Consider the following 23,190-nt stretch of genomic DNA (forward strand, 5'->3'; position numbering starts at 1 on the left):
GCCTTTATCTATGATTTTAGCTATGTTAATAGATTGTTGATTTCCACTCCAGGCGCTTCGCTTTCCGCAGGCGTGACGGGGAGCCTCCTCGTCGCTGCGCTCCTGCGGGGTCTCCCCTGCCCCGTACTCCTGCAGGAGTCTCGCGCCTTCCGTTCCAATCAACAATGAGTTATCCATTTGCATCTAATTAAAGCGCTTTCCCGAGCGCTCCTGCTGTTTCAATGGTTGAACCTGATACATAGCTTGCTTTATTTGAGGATAAAAATAAAATCACGCTAGCTACTTCTTCTGCTTCTCCTACTCTGCCTAGAGGGATATTTCGCTTTTTGGCTAAGTCTGCATAATAATCTTCGGCTTTCATATCCGGAGCATTTTTCAATCTGCGCCGTTCCCATTGATCGGTTCGAATTAAGCCTAAGCTGACGGAGTTGACTAAAATATTATCGGAAGCAAGTTCTTGCGATAATGTCTTGCTTAAATTCAATAAGCCTGCTCTCGTTGCCGCCGTGGCAATCATATGTCTTTCCGGTTCTTTTGCTAAGGTTGCATTAATATTAACAATGCGGCCGCCGCCCCGTTGAACCAAATAAGGATGAACTGCCTTCACCGCATAAATTATCGCAAAGTATTTCAACTGGATTTGTTGCTGCCATTGTTCATCGGTAACATCAAAGAAATATCCCATCACACTTTGACCGGCTGCATTGACAAGAATATCAATTCCCCCAAAATACTCTGCTGCACCGCTGATAAATTCGTTGACTTCCTCTTTATTGGTGACGTCACAGGTTGCGGCAAAAATGGAGGCTGCTGTTCCAAACTTTGTGAGGTGATCATAAGCTTGGTCTTTGCGCTCACTATTTCTGCCGCAAACCGCGACGCTGGCCCCTTCCTGAAGAAACATTTCTGCTGTTTTTAAGCCAACACCAGAGGTTCCGCCCATAACGACCGCTACCTTACCCTTTAATCCTAAATCCATCATGACACCCCTTTTTTAGCTATACCAATGTTTTTACATCGACCCATCCAGGATCCGGTACTCCACCCATCGCCGCTCTTGTTTCCGGTTTTGGCGGTCCGGCAATGCCCCATTGGTCCATTAGATGTGGGACCCGCTTCCAGACACGTGCTCTCCATTCAGACTCATCTTCAATTGTTTCTAAGTAACAGGTATACTCCATGACAAACTTCCCGGGATCTTGGAAATAACAAAATACATTGTTACCAGGACCATGGCGGCCTGGGCCCCAAATCTCTTGATAGCCTGCTTTTCTTACATTACTGATTCCTCTCATGACCTCGTCGACGGTATCCACTTCATAGGCGATATGGTTCACAGAGGCGTGAGCATCTTGATTAAAAGCAATCGAGTGGTGTTTTCGGTTACAGCGCAAGAAGGACATTTGGTGCTCACTCCAGTCCGTCACCTTAAACCCTAAGACGTTCGTATAAAAATCCGTAATCATATCCAGGTCTTTCGTGTTCATTACGACATGGTTCAGTTTGACCGGATCGACGTTTTTCTTGTTCCAAATCGACGTATGAATTTCAACCCAGGCGGATAATTCAATGCAGCGATTTTCTGGATCGACAAAGCGCAAACCATATCCTTTTCCTTCTTCGTCTAAATATCCTGGCGGGGAAACTATCTTGACACCCTTTGAAGCAAGGATTTCCGCTGCACGGTCGACAGCATTTTTATCGACCATTCCAAACGCGATATGGTGCAGTCCTCTTTTCTCACCTGCATGCAAGCTTAATATATGGTTTTCAGGGCCAGCGCCGCGAAAATAAACCGAATGTTCATCTTGCGCCACTTTATCTAGGCCCCATATCTTTTCATAAAAATCAGCTTGTTCCTGGAGAACAGGGGTAATTAAGCTGATATGCCGTAAATGAGTAATCCCTAACATCTCGCCACCTCCAATTTTTAAAAACAGGGATGATCCCGTTAAAAAGTAAGCGGACCATCCCTGTCAACAAAGTAATCAGGGAGTACATTTCCCTTAAACATCTGCCTAATTGTCAAATTACTTTCCGTTAATAATTGCTTCTCTTTCCTTTGCCCGCTGAATACGAAGTTCTTCTAACGCACTTCCTTTTGGATAGGTCGGTAAATTCGGCTTGACTGCACCTAACATGACAAGCATTAATGCCTCTTCTTCCGTATCATTGCGGAGACCGCGGTAGACGCCTGGAGGGGAGCTGATACAATCCCTTTCATTTAAGACAATTTCATGGACTTCACTTTCGCCCTCTTCTTGGATAAGAGCAGTTACACTGCCTTTGATGACAAAGAAAACTTCTTCCACATCATCATGTAAATGAAGCGGGCCCATACAACCTGCAGGTAAAACCATCGTGCTTAAGGTAAAGTGTTCCGCTGCAATTACATTTGAATCATTATTCGCTGTCGCACCTCGGCCAATATATCTCATTTGCGCCCGGCGATAAGCTGGATCAATTTCCTCCTGGAACTTCAGCACATTCCAATCGAGCGTGCGATCCTTTAACCTCGCCACGTATTTCTTTTCAAATGCTTCTACCGAAAATTTTTCCTCAGACATTTTCAACACTCCTCTATGTTTTATATGCAAAACATTGTTTTCTTTATAAACCAATAATAAATCTCAATATTATAATTGTCAATTAAAAATATTGAGAAAATTTAATATTCAAAACTACGTTTTATATACGTAACGTTTAACATACTAGATTGTCACCCGATTGGGAGGTATACTCTCAATCTTGAGTTCAGAGGCTTCTCTTTTCAATGTAAACAGATACGCAACGAATCCGAGCGCCGCTGCGATAATCAACATCACAATGGACGGTCCAAAGTCCCCGCCAGCGATATCAACCATAAAGCCCATAATATAGCTGGAAAACCCGCCTAGAATGTTCGTGAAACCCATTAATCCTGCTGCACGGCCGGCTGTTTCAGGTGTCGAGAATTTAACCATAAATAGGTTACTTAAATGGAATACGCCCCCTTGCGTTCCCATCGCTAAGCCCATGCAAACCCCCGCCATCACTGGCTGCGGAGAAAGAATCGCTGCCGTTAAAAAGGTAGCTGTCAAAAGAAATAGAATCGTCGCAAGTAAGCTAGGACGCTTTGTTTTATCGGCCAAATACCCGCAAAGGAGAACGAATCCCAAGGCGAAGAGCCAAGATAACGAGGTGATTCCAGTCATCGCCTCTCTTGAGAATCCTTTCGCACCAACTAAATAAGTAGGAAGCCAAATACTAATTCCAAAAAATAAGAACGATGATACTAACATGCCGAACCAAACAATCCAATAACGGTAGTCCTGAGCAAAGTTCTGTTTTTTCGTTGGTGCATTGGAATCTGACTGACGAATATACGCTAATTCCTGTGGATCTAAACGTGGATGTTCTTCAGGTGTATCACGTGTAAGGAAGATAAACATAGGAAGAACAATGAAAATATTAAACGCTGCTAAAACAAAAAAGGCGGCTTGCCAATGAAAAGTAGCAATCACAAGTGTTAAGATAATGGCTCCACACGCCGGTCCTAAATAGTTTCCTGACAGCCAGGAAGATTGCGCCCGACCCAGTTCGCGCTGGTGGAACCAATTGGAGATAAATTTCCCACAAATTGGGATCATCATTCCTTCACCAATACCAAGAATGACACGGCTCAAGATAAACATCTCATAGGAAGTAGATAACCCGCCAATCACCATTGTAATCGCCCATACAATGAGACCGATGATCCCTGTCTTCCTTGCCCCAAGCTTGTCTATGATAAATCCCCAGAAGATGTTGGATACGGCATAAGAAATCGTAAAGATAAAAGTAATCAATCCAATTTTTGCGTTCTTATCGGCACCAGTTAATCCTAGATCCGTTAAGAAACCTTGATCGGTTTGAATAATCGAAATCCCTAATTTATCAATTTGTCCAAAAAACCAAAAAAAGAAAATAGGCATGGCAATATAAATCCAACGTTTATTCGTTTTCAGCAAGAAAAGTGCCCCCTTTTAGTTTTGAATTCCAATGAATACGCTTCCACAGGATCTTATTATACAATAGTTCGATGTCCCAACCCGACTTTTATCCCTCCTTTAATATTTTCCAGCAGCAATGAAAACGTTTCATATACAAAACAAGGTTTGCTACTATGTTTATTTTAAAGTTTTAAGAAAATTGTGTCAACAGTAATAATGCAATTTGTTTTATTAAATAAAATGCGTTTTATATGTAAAACATACAACAAAAAAGCTTGCGATTGCTCGCAAGCTTTCTAGTTCACTTTTGTATGGCAGCCCATAAAACCGGATAGAATTCTGGAAGTTTCCAGCACTTTAGGTACAGCAATTTTCTCAATAAACTCTTGGTTGAACGTTGCCTCAGTTGCAACCAAATTAATCGCGGCCATTACTTTGCCTGTCCGCTCAAAAACAGGTGCAGCCACAGACTGAATTCCATGGTGGAATTCTCCCTTTGTAATCGCATACCCTTTTTCTCGGATTGATGCTAAATCCTGTCCAAAATCCATAAAATCGGTTTGTGTTCGCTCCGTATAAGGTTTTAAATTCGAACCAAATAATATTTGGTTCAGTTTTTCTTGTGACTGATACGCCAGCTGGACCTTTCCATTGGCGACCGCATGGGCGGGCAGTCTTAACCCAATATTCACATTAACCGCGGAAACCCCGCGGACAGGTGCACTGCCAACATACACGACTTCTTGTCCATCCAAAATGGATAAATGACAAGATGCCCCTGTTTCATCCCGTAATTTTTCCAAATAAGGCTGCGCAATTTCCGGGAGTTTTAATGTACTTAAGTAGGCAAAACCTAATTCAAGCACTTTTGGAGTTAAACTGTAGCGTTTCGTGTGTTCATCCTGGTCGAGATAGCCAAGTGTTTGGAGTGTATACAATAATCGGAACGGAACGGTTCGGCTCACATCCAGTTCTTTTGCGATTTCTACTAAGGATAATGTCGGACGCTCTTCACTAAATAACTTTAAAATCTCCAATCCCCTTACTAGCGAATTGGCATTATATCTGTCCTTTTCTTCTTTTGCCATCAGCAATTCACCAACTCATTGTTAATTTACTTATACTACTATTTTATCAAAATTTACGCAAAGAAAGATATTCCCTTATTGATTTATCGGTAAAGAGGTTAGAAAGTCTCGGACGATTTCGTTAAAACGAGCAGGGTCTTCTTGATAACACAAATGTCCGGTTCCAGGGATCGTCACAAAAGTGGATTCCTTAATACCCTCATGAAATATCTGCGATTCACTAACAGGTGTCACCCGATCTAATTCTCCGCAAATAACCAGCGTAGGAACATGGAGCGATGGAAGAATATCCATTTGATTTAGGGAAGAAAGCGAATAGGCGACAGAGCGGAAGCCCATCGGTCTGATTTGCGAATAGATTCTTTCTGCTTCTTTTTTAACTTCAGGATCCGGTTGTGGTGATAATAGTTCCTGTACACGTAGTTTCGCTAGTTCTTTTGGAGCTAGAGTTTCAATGTTTCGGAGACGATTGTTTAATCTTCGTTCATTCTCGTCTTTACTCAGTGCTGCTGCCCCTCTGGTTGCATCTGAAATAATTAGCGCATCCACCATCTCAGGAAAGCGGTAACAAAAGTCGAGTGCAATCGCTGAACCCATCGAATGCCCTAGCAGCGTGACGGATGGATAGTTTAACTTTTCGATAAATCCTTTTAACACATCCGCAAACTGACTAAATTCTTTCAATTCTACTTTCGGATCCGAACTTTTCCCGTATCCAGGCGCATCCCAAGCAATCACCGTGAATTGCTTAGATAAGCCCTGTAATTGTTTTTTCCAAGACTGCGAGTTGTTCCCCATTCCATGTAAGATCATTAACGGGGGTCCCTCTCCCTCAATTTCATAATGAATCTGTAGATCTACTACTTGTAAAAATGGCATGCTTTCCCCTCCAAACGAAGTTTGTTTTATAAGTAAAACATTGTTTTATAATTATATATTAAAACAATTGTCTGATAAGTCAACTGAATTTTCAAAAGTTACTGAAATCTATACAAACAACATAAAAAGGACTGAAAAATTTCAGCCCTTTTTATGTCGTTATTATTATCTTACTGTACTTATATAGCAATAGACAGAATTAAACCAAAATACAATGCTGCGATAAAACCGACACCAAAGACGACTCCTAGAATAGGCTTTACCCTTTTAAAACTAATGATAATCAGGAACAAAAATAGGATAGAAACAATGATTAGTAGTCCCGTTTGAAGGGACGGTACTAAATTCAACTGTACGGTGGAAAGAATACTCTTTTCCAATAACCATTCTACCCACTTTGATGCGCCTTCCGACTTCACCGTAAATTCAACCTCATGTGGCGGCGACAATGTTCCCATCACCGCTGTAAAATAGAAAACGAACAATAAAATAATACTTTCTGCTTTTACCCACGGTTTCGGATTAAAAGCAGGGAGTTTTACTGTTTTCCTTGAAAGCACACCATTGATTAAGGCAAAAACTAATACGGGAACAATACTAATATGCTTTAATAGAAGCATTTGTCCATACGGCAAAACCCAAGTTCGAACATAATCTCTAGGTTCAACTACAAATAACATTAGATAAATCCCGCTAAAAAGTATGATGAGGATACAGCAAATGGCAAAAGGCGTAAACCACCGTAAAAATTTAGACCAATTTGACCACTCTGTAGAGAACCAAGCAACATGAATAAGGATCCCTGTCCATAATGTAATGATTAGAAAATGAGTGCTATGTGACAGCAATCCTGGCCAAAATGACAGTGAAGCAGAATGACTGGAATATCCAACAGCTAATATCATCAGGAACAGAAAGATGGATTGCACATATTTGGAGCCCTTTAGCAAAATTGCTAGATATAAGAATGTCGCCATAAACCCAATAAAAATCCATGCTTTTCCTACTTGGAAGTCCAACAACACAGATTTTATGGCTAAAGGAAGACCCACTCCACCTTGAAAATAGGAAACCGTCTGAACAACAGGCCCTAATGAGAAAATAATAATTCCAAGTGTGGAAAGCAGTAAAACCGGTATTGGAATATTGATTTTTGGTTTATTGGATTCAGGTACAAAAAGCAAAGCCACATGTCCAACAAGAATCGAATACAACAAATAATTACCGAATTCTGCGATAGGAATTAACAGTCCCATTACTAACGCTTCCTTTTAAATAAAAGGAATACTCCAATGATTAAAATGAGGACGACCACACTAATAATAATATTCTTCATATTGGATGTAGAATCCGCCGAATCATTTTTTGTTTTTTCCTGGTTAGAATTCTCTTTTTTAGGTTCTTCTTTTTTTGGAGTAACGGGCTGTTTTGTTTCAGCCTTTGGTTCTTCCTTCACTACCTTTTGCACCGTAAAGGGGATTTCACCAGATATAGGGTGACCATCTTCACCAGCGATACTCCATTTAATCGTATAGGAGCCATTTTCTAGTGGTGCCGGTAATGTACCTATTAGTCGATTTTCTTTTGGAGCAGCACTAACTAACGGGACTTCCTCCCCTTCTTTCACCAATTTCATCGTGCTTAACGATTCGATCTTCCCTTCATATGTAAGAACGATTTCTTTAAGGTCCTCTTTAACAACTTGTCCAGAAGTTGGATTTGATGTGGTCAATTCAGTATGGGCGCTGGCAATCGAAGGAAGCATAACCAACATGCCAACTAGTAAAAAAAGTAATCTTTTCATTTTGTATATCCTTTCTTGGTAGCAATATTTTTCTACACATTCCATTCATTATAACATCATCATTTTGAATCAAAACCCACAGATTTTCAATTTCTTTGGACTCATAAATAAAAGGATGAAACCATTTCGGTATCATCCTTAAGTATTTTTCCAATTTATATTAATTCTTTTCACTGATGATCTGTGGTGAATCATCCGCTTTCCGGTAGACCATCGTTCTGTAGGACCGCTTCAAGCAGCAATTTTTTCCTGTAAACAATCTTAGACAAGGATACGCTCACTTCGTATAGTAGAAGCAATGGAATCATCACCAGAAAATCTGAAAGAAAATCAGGCGGAGTAATCAAAATGGATACAACAATTAGACTAAAATAGGAAAGTTTCCTCGCCTTGGCTAGCCTAATTGGATTGAGAATACCTAATCTTGTTAAAAACATCACCACGAGCGGCATTTCAAACAGAAAGCCAAATGGCAGTGTTAGGTTGATCATGAACCGAAAATATTTCTCAGCTGTGAACATCGTTTCAAATTGTCCTGCAGAAAGATTCGTTAAAAATCCGAGCACAATCGGAAACAGCACGAAATAACCGAATGAAATTCCTCCAATAAACAACAGGAATAACCCAGGGATGAACCTTAAGGTCACCTTACTTTCTTCACGATTCAACGCCGGTGCCACAAAACGCCACGTCTGGTAGGCAGCGACTGGAATAGTTGCAGCGACTGCAAATACTGCCGCGATCATCATGTAGACCCAGAGGATATCACTCGGACCAAGGATAGCCAGTTTTCCATCCAGATCCTTTACAAGCCACTTATAAATGTCCTGGGCAAAAATAAAATTGGCAATCAGAAAAGTAACAAAAGCCAGTACCGTCATAATCAATCGCCGGCGAAACTCCTCTAAATGATCAGTCAGACGCATCTCTTTGGAGCCCATACTAGAAACCTCCTTTTTATTTTTACGCGGTTAAGTGAAAGTTGCTCCAACATTCATCCGCACACATAGAAAGAGAGCTGACGGGCAGTCCGCCTGCTCTCTTTTCTATTAGTTTTCCTTTCTCACAGCAGAAAGTGCAGGTTTTTTCTCTTCCTCTTTGTGATCATCAGATACTAATTCCTTTGCAGCTCCTTTAAATTCGGTTAAGGTACGGCCAAATGCCCGACCGATTTCCGGCAGCTTTGATGGCCCGAATATAATTAGAGCAATGACGAGTACTAAAATTAACCCAGGAATACCAATATTGGAAAGCATGTAAGTTCATCTCCTCTAAGTGTCAGTAGGGGTGATTCGATAATGTTCTTTAACCAAGCCTTTCCACTAAATTAATTAGTAACGGCTCCGCGTTTGCGCTTTTTCTCCATTTGCTTTTCGTGCGCTCGTGCGTGGGCACGGTGACGGTCTTCTTCGACTTCTTTAGACATTTTGACACCCATAGGCACCGTAGTGGCGGCTATTTCCTTGATCCCTGTCTGATCTTTCTTATAAACAAATGACGCCCTTGTGGAAATATCAGCTCCCGGCTCTGTTACGAACGGAACAACACGGTAATCTGCACGCCATTGCTCTGGAGTGACCTGGCATCGAACGTAACCGCGGTAATTGTTAAAGAATTTAATGTGCGGGTTGTCCGCTAAATATTTGGCTGTGTCTGCACGCCAATCCGATCCATTTCCTCCTGTTGTAATCGATGTCCCTACAAACTCTGCCCCAATAATCGGAGCGTCTGGATTGTTGTAATCAGTCGTCAGGTTAGAAGCCCAGCTTGCATGGACATCGCCAGTAATAACAATAATGTTGTTAAGTTTCTTGCCAGCAACGAAATCTGTGACACGTTGGCGTTGGGCCGGATAGCCGTCCCATGAATCCATGCTGAATTTTGGCGCTGTGCTGGTTCCGGATTTGCGCTGTGCAAAGAAAATCTGCTGGGCTAGGACGTTCCACTGAGATTTAGAATTTCCTAGATTGTTAAACAACCATTGTTCTTGCTCAGCACCAAGAAGTGTACGCTTAGGATCCAAGGATTCCGGTGTATGGGCTTTCGTACCATCACCATTCGCCTGGTCATCCCGGTACTGGCGTGTATCAAGAACATAGAAGTTCGCTAAATCACCATAAGCGAAATCCCGGTATAATTGCATCCCGCCATCGTGAGGCAATGACGTCCTGCGGAGCGGCATGTGCTCGTAATATGCCTGGTAAGCAGCGGCACGGCGCTTGATAAACTCTTCAACAGACTGGTCCTTTTCTGGAATGACATTTGCGTAATTGTTTTCCACTTCATGGTCATCCCATGTGACCACCCACGGGAATGCAGCATGTGCAGCCCTCAGGTGTTCATCTGAACGATATTGGGCATGACGCGTACGGTAATCTTCAAGCGTGATAATTTCATCGCCTTTGTGGGCACGGACATTGCCCGTTGCAGAAAGATACTCATTCGTACCGTATTCATATATGTAATCGCCGACGTGGAACACAAGATCAAGATCCTCTTTCGCCATATGCTTGTACGCCGTATAATATCCGTGTTCATATTGCTGACAGGAAGCGAATGCGAACGTCATGCTTGCTATGCTGTCACCTGCTGCCGGAAGGGTTTTTGTTTTTCCAACAGGGCTTAGTTCATTTCCGGTCTTAAATCGGTAAAAATATACCGTGTTCGCCTTCAGTCCGCTCACTTCTACATGGACAGAATGCGCGAGGCTAGGCGAGGCATGTTCTGTCCCTCGTTTGATTACGTTGCGGAAGTTTTCATCTGTTGCAAGTTCCCAATTGACTGGAACAATATGGGATGGCATCCCTCCGCCATTCAATGGATCCGGAGCCAACCTTGTCCATAAAACTACACTATCAGATAATGGATCTCCAGAAGCGACACCAAGTGTAAAAGGATATTCGCTGAAATTTGGAGCCGCATCAACTTTAAATCCTCCCATTGACTGAGCAATGGCCAACCCTAGGGACAGTCCTGCAATTTTGCCTGCGCCATAAAGAAAACTGCGGCGATCTACATTCTTTTTCAAATTTTGTTCGGTAAAATTCCTAATTAATTCGTCCAAAGTTCTCTCATTTGTCATGATTTCTTCCCCCTTAGATTATAGGATTTCTTAAACACGACTTTGATTATAAATGGTGTTTATTAATAGATTATGAAGATTGTAAATAGATAAATAATAAGGCGGTCGATAGGGATTGAATCTATAACAGGAATTTAGAACTAAAAGGTGATAAAAATTGAAATGAGTAGTCTATATTTTTTCCAATCAACGGTAAATTTTATCGATTTTACGTAGTCATTTTGTCTTGTTTTATTTAATATCCTCTTAATAAAAAACTTACAAACTATGAGGGACCAAGATTAAAATCAAAAAATGGCTTCCCAAACTGTTGGGAAGCCATAGCTTATTTGTCTTTTACCCGGAGAAGCCGCAAACCATTAAGTGTCACGATAAGTGTCGCTCCCATATCGGCAAATATTGCAATCCATAGGGTTAACCAGCCGGGGATCACTAATAATAGGGCGAAGAGTTTAATTCCTAATGAAAAAGTAATATTTTGTTTGATGATAAATAAGGCTTTTCTGCTTAGTTTTAACGTAAATGGCAGTTTACCTAAATCATCTGCCATTAATGCAATATCGGCTGTTTCAAGAGCTGTATCCGTTCCAGCTCCACCCATAGCAATACCGACAGTCGATGCTGCAAGAGCTGGGGCATCATTCACACCATCCCCAACCATGGCCACACGATCGTATTTATTTCTTAATTGTATAATAAAGGCAAGTTTATCTTGAGGTAAAAGGTCAGCCTGAATATCAGAAACTCCTGCCTGCTGGCCAATTGCATTGGCCGTTCCTTTATTATCACCCGTTAACATGATTGTTTTTTGAATACCTAATGAGTAAAGTTTCTGGATAACTGATCGGCTGTTTCCTCTCACTTCATCGGCAACTGCCAGCAGGGCTAATAGTTGTGATTCAGTCCCAGCCACCATAACTGTTTTCCCTTTATTTTGGAGTTCAGATATCGTCTCCTTAAGCTTCACTGGTATTCCATTGGTTAAGAGTTCATCGAATAAATTAGGGCTTCCCACATAATATATTTGATCCTTAACTCTACCCTTAATGCCTTTCCCTGTAATCGAAGAAAAGTCTTCAATCGCAAGGTCTTGATAAGGTAATTGTTCTTGTTCCGCCTTTTTCATGATTGCTGAAGCTAAAGGATGTTGTGAACCATTTTCTAATGCAGCGATAATGGATAGAAGTTCCTTTGGATTTGTATTCTCTTGTGGAAGATAATCCGTTACAACAGGAATTCCTTCAGTTAAGGTTCCTGTCTTATCAAAGGCAATGGCTTTAATCGCTCCCATTTCCTCTAAGTGAATTCCCCCTTTAATCAAGACCCCATTTCTGGCCGCATTCCCAATAGCGGTTACAATCGAAACTGGTGTGGAAATAACGAGTGCACAAGGACAACCTACCACTAATACTGCCAGCCCCTGGTAGATCCATTTACTCCAATCCCCATCAAAGAATAAAGGCGGCAGTACGGCTACTAATAGCGAAATAAATATGATGACAGGAGTATAATATTTCGCAAACCGATCAACAAATGCTTGTGACGGGGCCTTTTCCGCTTGTGCCTCCTCCACCAAATGAATGATTTTTGCAATCGTAGTATCGTCCACATGTTTGGTAACTTTGACCTCAAGAAGTCCCTCTTCATTAAGAGTTCCAGCAAATACTTCATCATCCACAGTTTTGGCAACTGGAACAGATTCCCCAGTAATCGCTGCTTGATTCACAGACGATACTCCTTTTACAACCATTCCATCCATAGCGATTTTCTGTCCAGGCTTTACGATTAAGATATCTCCAATTCGAATATCGTCCACGTCTACTGTAAACTCTTTATCGCCCCTGCGAATGAAGGCCTCTTTCGGAGCTATATCCATTAAGGAACGAATGGACTGTCTTGCTTTATCCATCGAATAAGACTCTAGAACCTCACTGATAGCGAATAGGATGACAACCGTTGCCCCTTCTCCCCATTCACCGATAATCGCTGCTCCGATAACAGCTATGGTCATTAAGGTTCTCATATCAAATTCAAGTCGAAATAAGTTTTTCAATCCCGTGGTGAAAAGGCGATGACCACCCACTAAGATAGAAGCTCCATAAGCTAAAATCGAAGAGATGCTCTCTTCCCCATTTATTTGAGCTGATACCCATCCAATCAGCAAGAATACAAATGAGGCGATAACCGTTGAGTATTGTTTCAGGAACGGTTCTTTTTTCACATCAAATCGTTCTTTCTCAGGGATGACTTTTATATTCTCAAACGCCCCTGCTTTTTCTAATTCCTCTATGGTCGTTTCCCCATAAACGGTAAGTTTAGAAGCTCCAAAATTTATACTTGCATTAGCAACACCATCCAGGTGCTGTACGTTCTTTTCGAACTTTGCCGCACAGCCTGCTCAGGTGAATCCTTGCACACGGTATACGGTTTTTTCATTGGATTTTTCCAAAGCGGCACTCATGATTTCATCTCCTTTTGATGCTCAAATGCAATTTGAATCAATTGTTTTACATGATCATCATCCAAAGAATAGAAAACTAATTTTCCCTCTTTTCGATATTTCGCTAATCCTAAATTACGAAGAAGCCGTAAATGATGGGAGGCAGTAGCGGTGGTACTACCTACGATATTGGCTACATCACATACACATAATTCCTCTTCTTCGCTTAAAGCCAAGGCAATTTTAATCCTAGTATCATCGGACAAAGCTTTAAATATTTGTGAAACGGCCATTGTATTTTGTTGGGATACCGATTCTTTTACCCTTTTTACCTTTTCTCCATCCACGCAAGTTATTTCACATACATCATCGTGCTTCAAAAGTTCCATACCCCCATATTCAAACGCCTATTTGATTATCAGTATATGTAATTACGTATAAATGGTCAAATAATTATTTGAATGTTTTTTGATTTATGTATTGACAAGAAGAATGTCCGCATCTTAAAGTATTGACAAGGACAATAAAGTTGCTTGAAGGAAACTTTTTAGGTGGAGGTAAAAACATGTCGAAAAATAATATTTCTCGAAGAGATATTTTAAAAATGGGAACGACCGGAGCATTAGGGATAGCAGGAAGTATTTATTTAAATAAAGTTGCACCCATTTCTAAAGTAGTTCATGCAGAGGATCATGCATCAACAAGTCACCATAATCATTCTGCAAATCACTCAAACATGTATGATTCTACGAAAACAGAAGGGTATAAAATGGCTAAACGTCTTTTAACCGAGTTTGATTATGGAAAACCTACCAAACAATTAGACGGTCGTACTTTGCGTGAATATCAAATAGTTGCAGTTGATAAAGACATAGAAATCGCAAAGGGGATTAAGTTCCCTGGCTGGACCTATAATGGAACGATTCCTGGCCCAACATTTCGATGTACCGAAGGAGATCTTTTACGATTTCATTTTATAAACGGTGGGAGTCATCCTCACTCGATTCATTTTCATGGTATTCACCCGCCAGAAATGGATGGATTGGACGCTATCGCTCCAGGTGAATCCTTTACGTATGAATTTGAAGCCAAACCATACGGCCTGCAACTATATCATTGCCATGTTTTACCTTTGCGCCGGCATATTCATAAAGGCCTATATGGAAATTTTATTATTGATCCCAAAACACCAAGAGAACCAGCACTAGAATTAAATATGGTCATGAATGCCTTTGATTTAGATTTAGATGGGGCAAATGAATTTTATACAGTGAATGGGTATGCGTTTGCCTTTATGAATCATCCAATAAAGATAAAAAAGGATCAACTTGTCCGAATCTATTTAAGTAATTTAACCGAGTTTGACTTACTAAACTCTTTCCATTTACATGCAAACTTTTTTACGTATATACCAACAGGTAGAAATGACAACCCAAGTCAATTTACTGATACCATTATGCAGTGCCAAGGAGAACGTGGAATTATTGAAGTTCGTTTCCCATACAAGGGAAAATATATGTTTCATGCTCATGTCAGCGAATTTGCGGAACTAGGCTGGATGGGATTCTTTGAGGTTGAATAGAAAGGAGTGAAAACCATGAAATCAAAATGGGTGATTACTGGTCTTATCCCGCTGGTTCTTTTAATACTTGTATTGGGATGGGTATTTAAGAATGGGGCTGGAGTAGAACGAGATCCTGCTGCTCCCATCGAAGTGCTTAATGTGGAACAAATTAAAATTGTACCATCTGGTTTTGAGTTAGATGTAAGTAATACAGGCCCAGAAACACTGACGATTTCTCAAGTGATTGTTGATGATTCTGTATGGAATTTTTCGATGGCTCCTAGTTCAAAGCTCAAAAGGTTTCAAGATGGAAAGGTAACCATAAATTATCCGTGGGTTGAAGGTGACCCCCATACCATTCTATTACTATCGGAGAATGGGATCATAACGGAAGCTGTGATTGATGCGGCCACATTAACTCCCGAATTTTCATGGGATAATGTGTTAAATTACGGATTTATCGGCTTTTATGTAGGGATTGTTCCCATTACTTTAGGATTACTATGGTATCCATTTATGAAGCGTTTGAAAAAAAGCTGGATTAATGCCATTCTTGCCCTCACTGTAGGACTTCTATTATTCTTATTTTTTGGCACGTTATTTGATGGATTTGAAATTGGAGTTGAAGCACCGTCTGTATTCCAGGGCAACATGGTGGTGATTATTTGTACCGTTCTTTCGTTTCTTTTACTGGTTGGATTTGATCAATATCAACATCAAAGACAAAAACGAACGGGTTATTCACCGCTGGGAATTTCATTATTGATGGCAACAGGAATTGGTCTTCATAATTTTGGAGAAGGGTTGGCTATTGGTTCGTCTTTTGCCCTCGGAGAGGCTGCACTAGGTACTTTTTTGGTCATCGGTTTTACCCTGCATAATATTACTGAGGGGATAGGGATTGCTGCTCCATTATTAAAAAGCAAACCAAAATTTAGTTCTTTTGTTTTATTAGGAACGATTGCTGGTGCTCCCGCCATTTTGGGAACATGGTTTGGCGGTTTTATCTTTTCACCAATTTGGGGTGCCATATTTTTAGGAATTGGTGCGGGGGCCATTTTACAGGTAATATTTGTTATCTCCAAAATGCTGATTGAAAAACACAAAAAGAAGATGGAACCAGTTGTATCATGGATGAATTTTACTGGGTTTACACTTGGACTATTAATCATGTATTTTACGGCTTTTTTCGTAAAATAATTAGGAGGAATCAAGGTGATACATCGACAAGACGATGTACCACCTTTTTTGATGTATTCCTTATTCATTTGCTGCTTCGTTTACTCTTTTCTTGAAATCATTATAGGTGTTCCCTTCAAATTTCACACCATTAATAAAAATGGAAGGGGTGCTTGTAATACTTAACTTATTAGCTGCACTCATATCTTTCTCCCATGCCTCTTTTGATTGGTCATTATTAAAGGCATTGACCACTCTTTTCACCTCTGCTTCAGAGGCGATTTCGCGTAAAGTGTCCTTAAGAAAGGCTTCCGTATAGATATCCATTTGCTCCGCTTTCGTATCATCAGGCTGTTTTTCATATAACAGTTCATGAAACTTCCAAAACGTTTCATTTCCTAGTTCTTTAAAGACGGTTTCCGCAAATTTAGCAGAACGAGTAGAGTCCACATTGATAAACGAATAATTCATAAAATAGAACGAAGCTTTTCCTGTATCGATCAAATCCTTTTCGATATTTGGAAGTAGTGTATCATTAAAATTTTTGCAATAAGGACATTTATAATCACCAAATTCAACGATTTTTACAGGGGCTGACTTTTCCCCTAAAAATGGCTGTCCCTCATAGTCCATTGCTTCTTTTTTAGCCGTATTGGATAAAAAAATTAACCCGACGAGACAAACGGCGATTAAACCAATCACCCAGAAAATAAATTTTGATGATTGATTTTTCGACTTTTTCATTTTTTTGTTCCCCGTAGACATCTATTCACCCTCTAATTTCTCTAAGTATTGTAAAATTGTATGTAACCGCCACTACAGATTGTAGTGCAAAAGAGTAATAAGCTCTTCTATTTACACGAACTAATCTATTTCACACTACTAATTGTAGTGTAAGTTGTTGCAAATGGTCAAGTGATTATTACTTCGTCTGTTGATTGGAGTGGAAGGCACGAAGACTCCTGCGGGAGTACGGGGCAGGGGAGACCCCGCAGAAGCAAAGCGACGAGGAGGCTCCCCGGCACGCCCGCGGAAAGCGATGTGCCTGGAACGGAAATCAACAGACAAATTAACACAGCCTATTTAATAAGGATTGGATTTAACCTCCAATCCTTATTAGGCAATAACTAATAGCAATAATATTAATAGAAATACATTTAAAGAGATGACGATTGTTCGTGTCTCTACTTTAACCGGAATTGATTGCTGCGGATTAATCAATTGCTGAAGCCGGTAATCAACTGTACTATCTGCAAAATGTACCATAGCTGGATTTAGATTCGCATTAACCTTCAACTGCTTCTTGATCAGCTTTAAAAGAGCGCTGCCTAATCCCAGTTCTGAACCCATTCGATTAATCGCATATTCATCTGCAACTAGTTCAATCATAATCCGATAATTCTGATAGGACCATCTCGTAAGCGGGATATACCAGATAGATTCTGAAATAATTTTTAAAATAAATACCTTTACTCCATCATAATACCTTTGGTGAGAAGTCTCGTGGTAAATGACTGCTTCTAATTCCTTTGCATCTAACATTTCAATTAGTGTAGTAGAAAGGACAATTACTGGATTCGCAAACCCAAATGTAAATGCCAACGGATCTTTGTGATCAATCACCACAATATCATCATTTTTTCTGTTAAAGGTTCGATTTACTTGTTTGGATTTCCCTTTATTCATTAGTAGTTGAATTTTACTTTGAAATGAATGTAAAACTAGGAATTGCTGTACGACCTTTTTACCAATCATGAAAACTGTATAAAAAATATACGCATTCACAATTATTAAGACAGCATAGTAGGCAAACGTGCCTTTTTCAAATAAGCTAACGCAAAAGTTAAAAATATTAAATAGCTCTAATGGGCCAAATAAAATATTAACTAGAAACATAGCCATTTGAACAAACAAAATAATCGCAAAGAATAGGGCTAATCCTAAAACGGCAGTGGATTTTTGTTTCCAGATCATATTACTTTCGGCCCTTTTTTAATTGTTCAATTTTTTGTTCCAGTTTCTGAAGCAAATGATCATCCACTTCATTTAAAGAATCGAGCATATGATTAACCACTAATCCGCCAAATTCGTCCAAAAGGTTATCTGTTAGTTTTTTTGATTGGTCGCTAATAAAATCCTCTTTCGTCTTTATTGGTTTAAAGAGAGATGTTCTTCCTTCCAATCTTTTCGTAAGGATGTTTTTATCGACAAGACGGTTCATAACAGTCATGACCGTATTAAAGTTGAGAGGTTTGTCATTTTCTAATTTTTGCTGAACGTCCTTTATACTCTTTTCATTGCCGTCCCAAAGAATGTCCATTATTTTAGACTCAAGCGGACCGAAAAAACGATTAAGCCCTTCTTGGTCAAAACGAAAATTATTGACTGTCATTTAACATCCCCCCTTCCATTACATATTGTAGTGTAAAATCTTTAATATTACAATTGGAGCTTTATCTCTATCCAAGGCCTAAACCGAATGTTTTTATGATGTTTTCTTTCCCAATCACACAAGGTCGCCCGATGGAATGGTATTCAATCGGGAAGCCTTTCATGGCATCAAGCTGAAAGCAATTTCTGCCATCAAAAATAACTGGCTCTGTCATCCATTCAGAAAACATAGTAATCGGAATATTTTTAATCTCTTCCCATTCCGTTCCAATGAACGCAAGGTCCGCATTCATCAAGGTTTGCTCCAATGTATCAGAATATGAAATGATGTCTCCCAATTCTCTTTTGGCATTTCTTATTGCAACAGGATCATAAGCAGTGACGATTTCTCCCTCCATCACCAACCTTTTTGCCAACTTAATAGAAACAGACTCACGGACATCATCAGTATTAGGCTTAAAGGATAACCCTAACAGTGCGGCCTTTTTTCCCTTTAAGCTTTTAAACCGAGCTAAGGCTTTGTCGATTAGCCTTAATTCTTGCCTTTTATTAATTTCCAGAACCTCATCTAGCAGTCTGATTGGTTCTCCCACTTCATTTGCTAAATGAGTAAGTTCCTTCGTATCTTTAGGCAGACAAGAGCCTCCAAAACCTACTCCCGCATTTAGAAACGAGGTTCCAATTCTTGCATCCATCCCCATCCCCAGGGTGACTTCTTCAATATTTCCACCTATATGTTCACAAATACTAGAAAGAGCATTTACATAGCTAATTTTTAAGGCTAAAAATGAATTGGAGGCAATTTTAATCAATTCCGCACTTTTTGTATCTGTTTTAATAATTGGAATGTGCAGTGGTTTATATAACTCTTCTAATGTATGGAGCGCTTCCTTACTGTCCGATCCGATGATGATACGGTCCCCATGGAAAGTATCATAAACGGCAGCACCCTGCCTAAGGAATTCTGGGTTGGCTGCTAAATGAAAATAAAGGGGTGAACGCAATTCAGACTGAATCCATTCTTTAATTTTCTCATTTGTTCCTAATGGTACCGTGCTTTTCGTTACAATTAGGATATTATTTCTAGTGATTGTTCTGCCAATCTCTTTTGAAATCTGTTCAATATATTGTAAATCAAGCGAACCATTTGGATCATTTGGTGTTCCAACTGTGATCATGATGATATCAGCATCCTGATATCCGATAATCGGGCTGGTTGTAAAGATAAGTCTTCCTGCCTCGAGATTGTTTTTCATTAACTCTTCTAATCCCGGTTCATAGAAGGTTGCTTTGCCTTTAAGAAGAGTATCTATTTTTTGATGGTCACGATCCACACAAATGACATCATGGCCGATCTCCGCTAAACACACCCCTGTGACAAGTCCAACATACCCTGTACCAGCAATGGTTATTTTTTTCAAAGCATTTTTCCCTTCCTTTATGAATAGCTTCTAATTCTTAATAAACTGCTTCATTTCCAATCCATTTATATAAAGTAATATCATGATAAACTGGATCAAAAAGTTCATTTGATTGAAAGCTTGCTACTTTTATTATTTTGCCATCCAATGAATGGCCTTGTGTGAGGAATCCTTCTACTACTTTATCCGTTAGAAGGATCGTTCTTCCTCTGAAATATTTTGAATCGGACGTGAAAAAATCAAACGTTTCGAGTCTTTTATGTGGATAAGGTGCATTTATATACTGGAGTACCCTTGTTTCTTCCCATGTATATAGAATCACAGGTTGATCCATTTTCGATATATATTCATTCATCTTATAGATAGCTGGACTTTCTGTTCCTTCTGCCTTTAATAATATAACATCTTTCCAAACTTGATGTCCTAAGAGGATGAACGCTAGTCCTAGTATTAGATAGGATACCCTTTTTGAAAAAAGATGGATACAAATAATGAAGACCAACAGAATGATTAATGGAAGTACGTGCCGAGCCTTTTCAATGTTTTGCCCGAGCAATCCCCAAACAAAATAGCAGGAAAACATGAGGTAAAGTAGCTGTATAAAGGGGTGATTAGGCTTTGTTTCCTGCTTTTTATAGCGGTGAAATAGGGAAGCCGCCAGAAAAAAGATGAAAATAACTGCGGTGATCATTGATTTGCCAGAAATGCCTGTCCAGACAATATTCCCCCATGAGAATTTCGTCAGCCTCTCCAAAAAGCTTATTTTGGATGTTTCTATTGCACCGCCCCAATCATTAAAATGCCCCGATGTAAAGGCTAAGGATAGCTTGATAAAACCAATCAAACTACCTTCTGAAACAATAAGAGCAACGATCCAGCAGGCTTGAAAGGCGATGCCAAACAGACAGTAATAAATTAAATCTACGCTGGTAATCGTTTTATTTTTAAATTTAAGGTAAAAAAGAAAAAGAATGCCGATGGAAAATGGCAGATAAGAAAGGCGAATTCCCAGCATAAGGCTTAACATGGCTAAGGGGATCAAAATAAATGTTGAATTTGTCCTCTTAATAGCAAAAAGCAAACTCCACAAATACCACCAAAAGGCAGCAAGTGCCGCTCCTTCAGACATGGGTTGATTAACCATGATGATGCAAAAACTGCTAGAATAAATGATCGCAGCCGATAGCCAAGAATAGCCGTTACTTAAAAAGCTCCTGCATAATTTATATATCGGAAACACAGTACTGGCATAAAAAAGAATGTTAAACAAAGTCAGTGCCTTTGATGGATCATTCACAAATAGATGAATGAATTTGCCTCCTAAAATAAATAAAGGATACCCAGGGAAATGCGGCTGCATAGCCATTAAATCAAACCGTGTCACAGCAAGAGAAAAATCAACCTGGTCCCACGAGGAAGTATAAGGATTTACATAAAGAAGCTGTGATAGAAAAACAATCATTATTGCTGTAATACTTAAGCCCATTAATAGACTTTTTTTTAACGGATTAGATATTTTCATTCCTTCACACGCCTTTTCAGAGAAAAAGTACAAGGCAAAAGCCTTGTACTTTTTGTTTATGGTTATTTCACTTGTGTCTTAAGAATGTGACCATTCTGTGAGGCATCTTCTTTTTTCCGCTGACTTGCTGCTGGTTTGGAGGAGGTTAGCAGAAAAATGGCTACAAAATATCCGATATATGCCAGGACTTCTTCAAGCGAAGGCATGGATGAATAACCAAATAATGCTTTCAAGAATACTCCAATATCCCCTGAAAGGATGGGTGCTGTCCCAGTATCACGAAGATAATGAGTATAATCAATCGGATGCTCTGGTAAAAACCAAGTAAGATCGTACACATGCGGTAGGACACTTCCAATGATGTTAATATCCTGCATCATGGAGATAGCTTGAACCAACAGTCCCGCTGAAATAAGAATAATGAAAGCTCCTGTTAATTTAAAGAAGCTGCTTAATGGAATCCTCATTGTTCCTTTAAAGAACAAATAAGAAACGATAATAGCTATGACTACACCTGTAATCGCACCCCAGCCTTCCATCGCGGCACCGATGTTTCCTCCAGTAATGGCGGCAAAGAAGAATACCGTTTCCACACCTTCGCGTAGAACAACAAGAAAGGAATGGACGACCATACCTACAACATTTCCAGTGGAAATAAACTTATTCATTTTCCCTTCCATATTCCCTTTTATATCACGACTGTGACTAGCCATCCAGAAAACCATTTGGGTCAGTAAAACGGCCGATACAAGCATAATTCCTATTTTTAGATACATTTCGCTTCCCATGGCTGCAAACCCTGTAAATACAATTTGGAATAATAGGGCTACACCGATACTTGCCAATACCGCAAGACCTGCCCCCATCCAAACATATTTTGTGTACTGCTTATGATCTACTCTATTCAGATAGGTTGTAATGATTCCTACAATTAATAAGGCCTCTAACACTTCCCGGAATGTGATTAACAGTGCCTGAATTTCCACAGACCTTCTCCTCCCCCATGGTGCCTTCGTCTACTTTCTTCTTTTGCGGATGACAAAGATAATAACAGCGATAATAACTACTACAATTAAAATGAGTGGGATCCAGTTACGGATATTTGATATATCCGTCCAATCTTTTTTCCCAGTGCTTTGTTGTTCTGTGGCACTTTCAGAAAAATGCCCTACTTCAAGGCTTTTTAGTTTAAATTCTGATTGTAAGCTATCCAGAATTTCTTCTTTATTTTCCTTAAAAGCCTCTAAATTTGCCTCTTTTTTTCCTACCCCAAACAAACCAGGGTTCCCCAATGCTTCCAGCGCCTGATCAAAATCGGTGCGGATTTTTTTATCATTATCAGGGTTTTCAGCTTCAACCTTTGGGGATAAAGCTTCGTATGTAGCAAACCCTTTCGCAAGTAGTCGCTTCGTTGTGTCATATTCCTTGAAATTATTCTCAATATTCTCCAAACGTCTGGCAATATTTAAAACAAGAAGTTTTTCCATATTTTCTAAAGTAGCTTTTTTATCTTCTGCTTCGATATTTTTCAAAATCAACTTGGCAGGCTCAGGACCCATATGCATATCAATTTCTTCTTTAACGGTATCAAAGTGCTTTTTCGCAGATGTGAAATTCGGAGGGGTCTCATCAAGCTTAGTGACCATTTCCTTATATACCTCAGCAACCTTTTCTTCATTCGGGTCACCATATGAGTAAGCATGGGCATCACGAATGGAAAGGCTGTTAACAATTATTATTACAATAAAAAATAAAACTGAGAGTTTTTTCATCCAAATTCCCTCCTGTGGTTAATGATAATGATTATCATCCTCGCTGTCAATATAGCAATGAAGATTGTCACATATTT

22 protein-coding genes are annotated in these 23,190 nt (G+C 39.7%); 2 read left to right on the forward strand and 20 right to left on the reverse strand.

Features of this window, described 5'->3' with window-relative positions:
- Window positions 1-187: 187 nt before the first annotated feature.
- The 13 genes from AC4QJR_RS25135 to AC4QJR_RS25195 all read right to left on the reverse strand — a co-directional run bounded on the left by AC4QJR_RS25135 (window position 188) and on the right by AC4QJR_RS25195 (window position 13,644).
- Window positions 188-982, reverse strand: coding sequence for an SDR family oxidoreductase (locus AC4QJR_RS25135; RefSeq protein WP_496524567.1), 795 nt, complete (start codon window positions 980-982; stop codon window positions 188-190).
- A 16-nt stretch (window positions 983-998) separates the two neighbouring features.
- The gene (locus AC4QJR_RS25140) at window positions 999-1,913 is read right to left on the reverse strand and encodes a VOC family protein (protein WP_251461173.1); all 915 of its coding nucleotides are present in this window, start codon (window positions 1,911-1,913) and stop codon (window positions 999-1,001) included.
- 117 nt (window positions 1,914-2,030) lie between these two features.
- On the reverse strand, window positions 2,031-2,567 hold the full coding sequence (locus tag AC4QJR_RS25145) for a cupin domain-containing protein (protein ID WP_496524568.1): 537 nt from the start codon (window positions 2,565-2,567) through the stop codon (window positions 2,031-2,033).
- Window positions 2,568-2,711: 144 nt separating this feature from the next.
- Entirely contained in the window at window positions 2,712-3,989 is a 1,278-nt protein-coding gene (locus AC4QJR_RS25150; protein WP_375375366.1) for an MFS transporter, read from the reverse strand.
- 278 nt (window positions 3,990-4,267) lie between these two features.
- Window positions 4,268-5,059: an IclR family transcriptional regulator gene (locus AC4QJR_RS25155; RefSeq protein WP_251461178.1), complete on the reverse strand. Its 792-nt coding sequence runs from the start codon at window positions 5,057-5,059 to the stop codon at window positions 4,268-4,270.
- A gap of 75 nt (window positions 5,060-5,134) precedes the next feature.
- On the reverse strand, window positions 5,135-5,938 hold the full coding sequence (locus AC4QJR_RS25160) for an alpha/beta fold hydrolase (protein ID WP_496524569.1): 804 nt from the start codon (window positions 5,936-5,938) through the stop codon (window positions 5,135-5,137).
- Window positions 5,939-6,117: 179 nt separating this feature from the next.
- Window positions 6,118-7,194, reverse strand: coding sequence for a CopD family protein (locus AC4QJR_RS25165; protein ID WP_496524570.1), 1,077 nt, complete (start codon window positions 7,192-7,194; stop codon window positions 6,118-6,120).
- A gap of 2 nt (window positions 7,195-7,196) precedes the next feature.
- Entirely contained in the window at window positions 7,197-7,742 is a 546-nt protein-coding gene (locus tag AC4QJR_RS25170) for a copper resistance CopC family protein (RefSeq protein ID WP_496524571.1), read from the reverse strand.
- Between the two features lie 191 nt (window positions 7,743-7,933).
- Window positions 7,934-8,683 (reverse strand): twin-arginine translocase subunit TatC, encoded by a 750-nt coding sequence (gene tatC / locus AC4QJR_RS25175; protein WP_496524572.1) that lies wholly within the window; start codon window positions 8,681-8,683, stop codon window positions 7,934-7,936.
- Between the two features lie 108 nt (window positions 8,684-8,791).
- A complete protein-coding gene (locus AC4QJR_RS25180) occupies window positions 8,792-8,998 on the reverse strand; it encodes a twin-arginine translocase TatA/TatE family subunit (protein WP_026564126.1) in 207 nt (68 codons plus the stop codon).
- Window positions 8,999-9,069: 71 nt separating this feature from the next.
- Window positions 9,070-10,824, reverse strand: a complete 1,755-nt coding sequence (gene phoD / locus AC4QJR_RS25185; RefSeq protein ID WP_496524573.1) for an alkaline phosphatase PhoD — start codon at window positions 10,822-10,824, stop codon at window positions 9,070-9,072.
- Between the two features lie 325 nt (window positions 10,825-11,149).
- The gene (locus AC4QJR_RS25190) at window positions 11,150-13,285 is read right to left on the reverse strand and encodes a heavy metal translocating P-type ATPase (RefSeq protein ID WP_496524574.1); all 2,136 of its coding nucleotides are present in this window, start codon (window positions 13,283-13,285) and stop codon (window positions 11,150-11,152) included.
- Entirely contained in the window at window positions 13,282-13,644 is a 363-nt protein-coding gene (locus tag AC4QJR_RS25195) for an ArsR/SmtB family transcription factor (RefSeq protein ID WP_098574094.1), read from the reverse strand. Before AC4QJR_RS25195 ends, AC4QJR_RS25190 begins: the two co-directional genes overlap by 4 nt.
- Before the next feature lie 185 nt (window positions 13,645-13,829).
- Between AC4QJR_RS25195 and AC4QJR_RS25200 the strand changes: the two genes are divergently transcribed.
- Entirely contained in the window at window positions 13,830-14,846 is a 1,017-nt protein-coding gene (locus AC4QJR_RS25200; protein WP_496524575.1) for a multicopper oxidase domain-containing protein, read from the forward strand.
- Between the two features lie 15 nt (window positions 14,847-14,861).
- Complete coding sequence (locus AC4QJR_RS25205; protein ID WP_496524576.1) at window positions 14,862-16,028, forward strand: ZIP family metal transporter; 1,167 nt, start codon at window positions 14,862-14,864, stop codon at window positions 16,026-16,028.
- A gap of 60 nt (window positions 16,029-16,088) precedes the next feature.
- Here the strand turns inward: AC4QJR_RS25205 and AC4QJR_RS25210 are convergent, their stop codons facing one another.
- From AC4QJR_RS25210 to AC4QJR_RS25240, 7 genes are all read right to left on the reverse strand, one after another.
- On the reverse strand, window positions 16,089-16,772 hold the full coding sequence (locus tag AC4QJR_RS25210) for a DsbA family protein (RefSeq protein WP_496524577.1): 684 nt from the start codon (window positions 16,770-16,772) through the stop codon (window positions 16,089-16,091).
- Between the two features lie 351 nt (window positions 16,773-17,123).
- Window positions 17,124-17,981, reverse strand: a complete 858-nt coding sequence (locus tag AC4QJR_RS25215; protein WP_496524578.1) for a M56 family metallopeptidase — start codon at window positions 17,979-17,981, stop codon at window positions 17,124-17,126.
- Between the two features lies 1 nt (window position 17,982).
- On the reverse strand, window positions 17,983-18,399 hold the full coding sequence (locus AC4QJR_RS25220) for a BlaI/MecI/CopY family transcriptional regulator (RefSeq protein ID WP_251461197.1): 417 nt from the start codon (window positions 18,397-18,399) through the stop codon (window positions 17,983-17,985).
- Between the two features lie 67 nt (window positions 18,400-18,466).
- Window positions 18,467-19,819: a UDP-glucose dehydrogenase family protein gene (locus tag AC4QJR_RS25225; protein ID WP_496524579.1), complete on the reverse strand. Its 1,353-nt coding sequence runs from the start codon at window positions 19,817-19,819 to the stop codon at window positions 18,467-18,469.
- A 37-nt stretch (window positions 19,820-19,856) separates the two neighbouring features.
- Window positions 19,857-21,341: a hypothetical protein gene (locus AC4QJR_RS25230; protein ID WP_496524580.1), complete on the reverse strand. Its 1,485-nt coding sequence runs from the start codon at window positions 21,339-21,341 to the stop codon at window positions 19,857-19,859.
- Window positions 21,342-21,403: 62 nt separating this feature from the next.
- Window positions 21,404-22,327 carry an FTR1 family iron permease gene (locus AC4QJR_RS25235; protein WP_496524581.1) on the reverse strand — a complete coding sequence of 308 codons (924 nt, stop codon included), beginning with the start codon at window positions 22,325-22,327 and terminating at the stop codon, window positions 21,404-21,406.
- A 30-nt stretch (window positions 22,328-22,357) separates the two neighbouring features.
- The gene (locus AC4QJR_RS25240) at window positions 22,358-23,113 is read right to left on the reverse strand and encodes a hypothetical protein (RefSeq protein WP_496524582.1); all 756 of its coding nucleotides are present in this window, start codon (window positions 23,111-23,113) and stop codon (window positions 22,358-22,360) included.
- Window positions 23,114-23,190: the final 77 nt, after the last annotated feature.

The organism is Neobacillus sp. BP17, assembly GCF_059579525.1.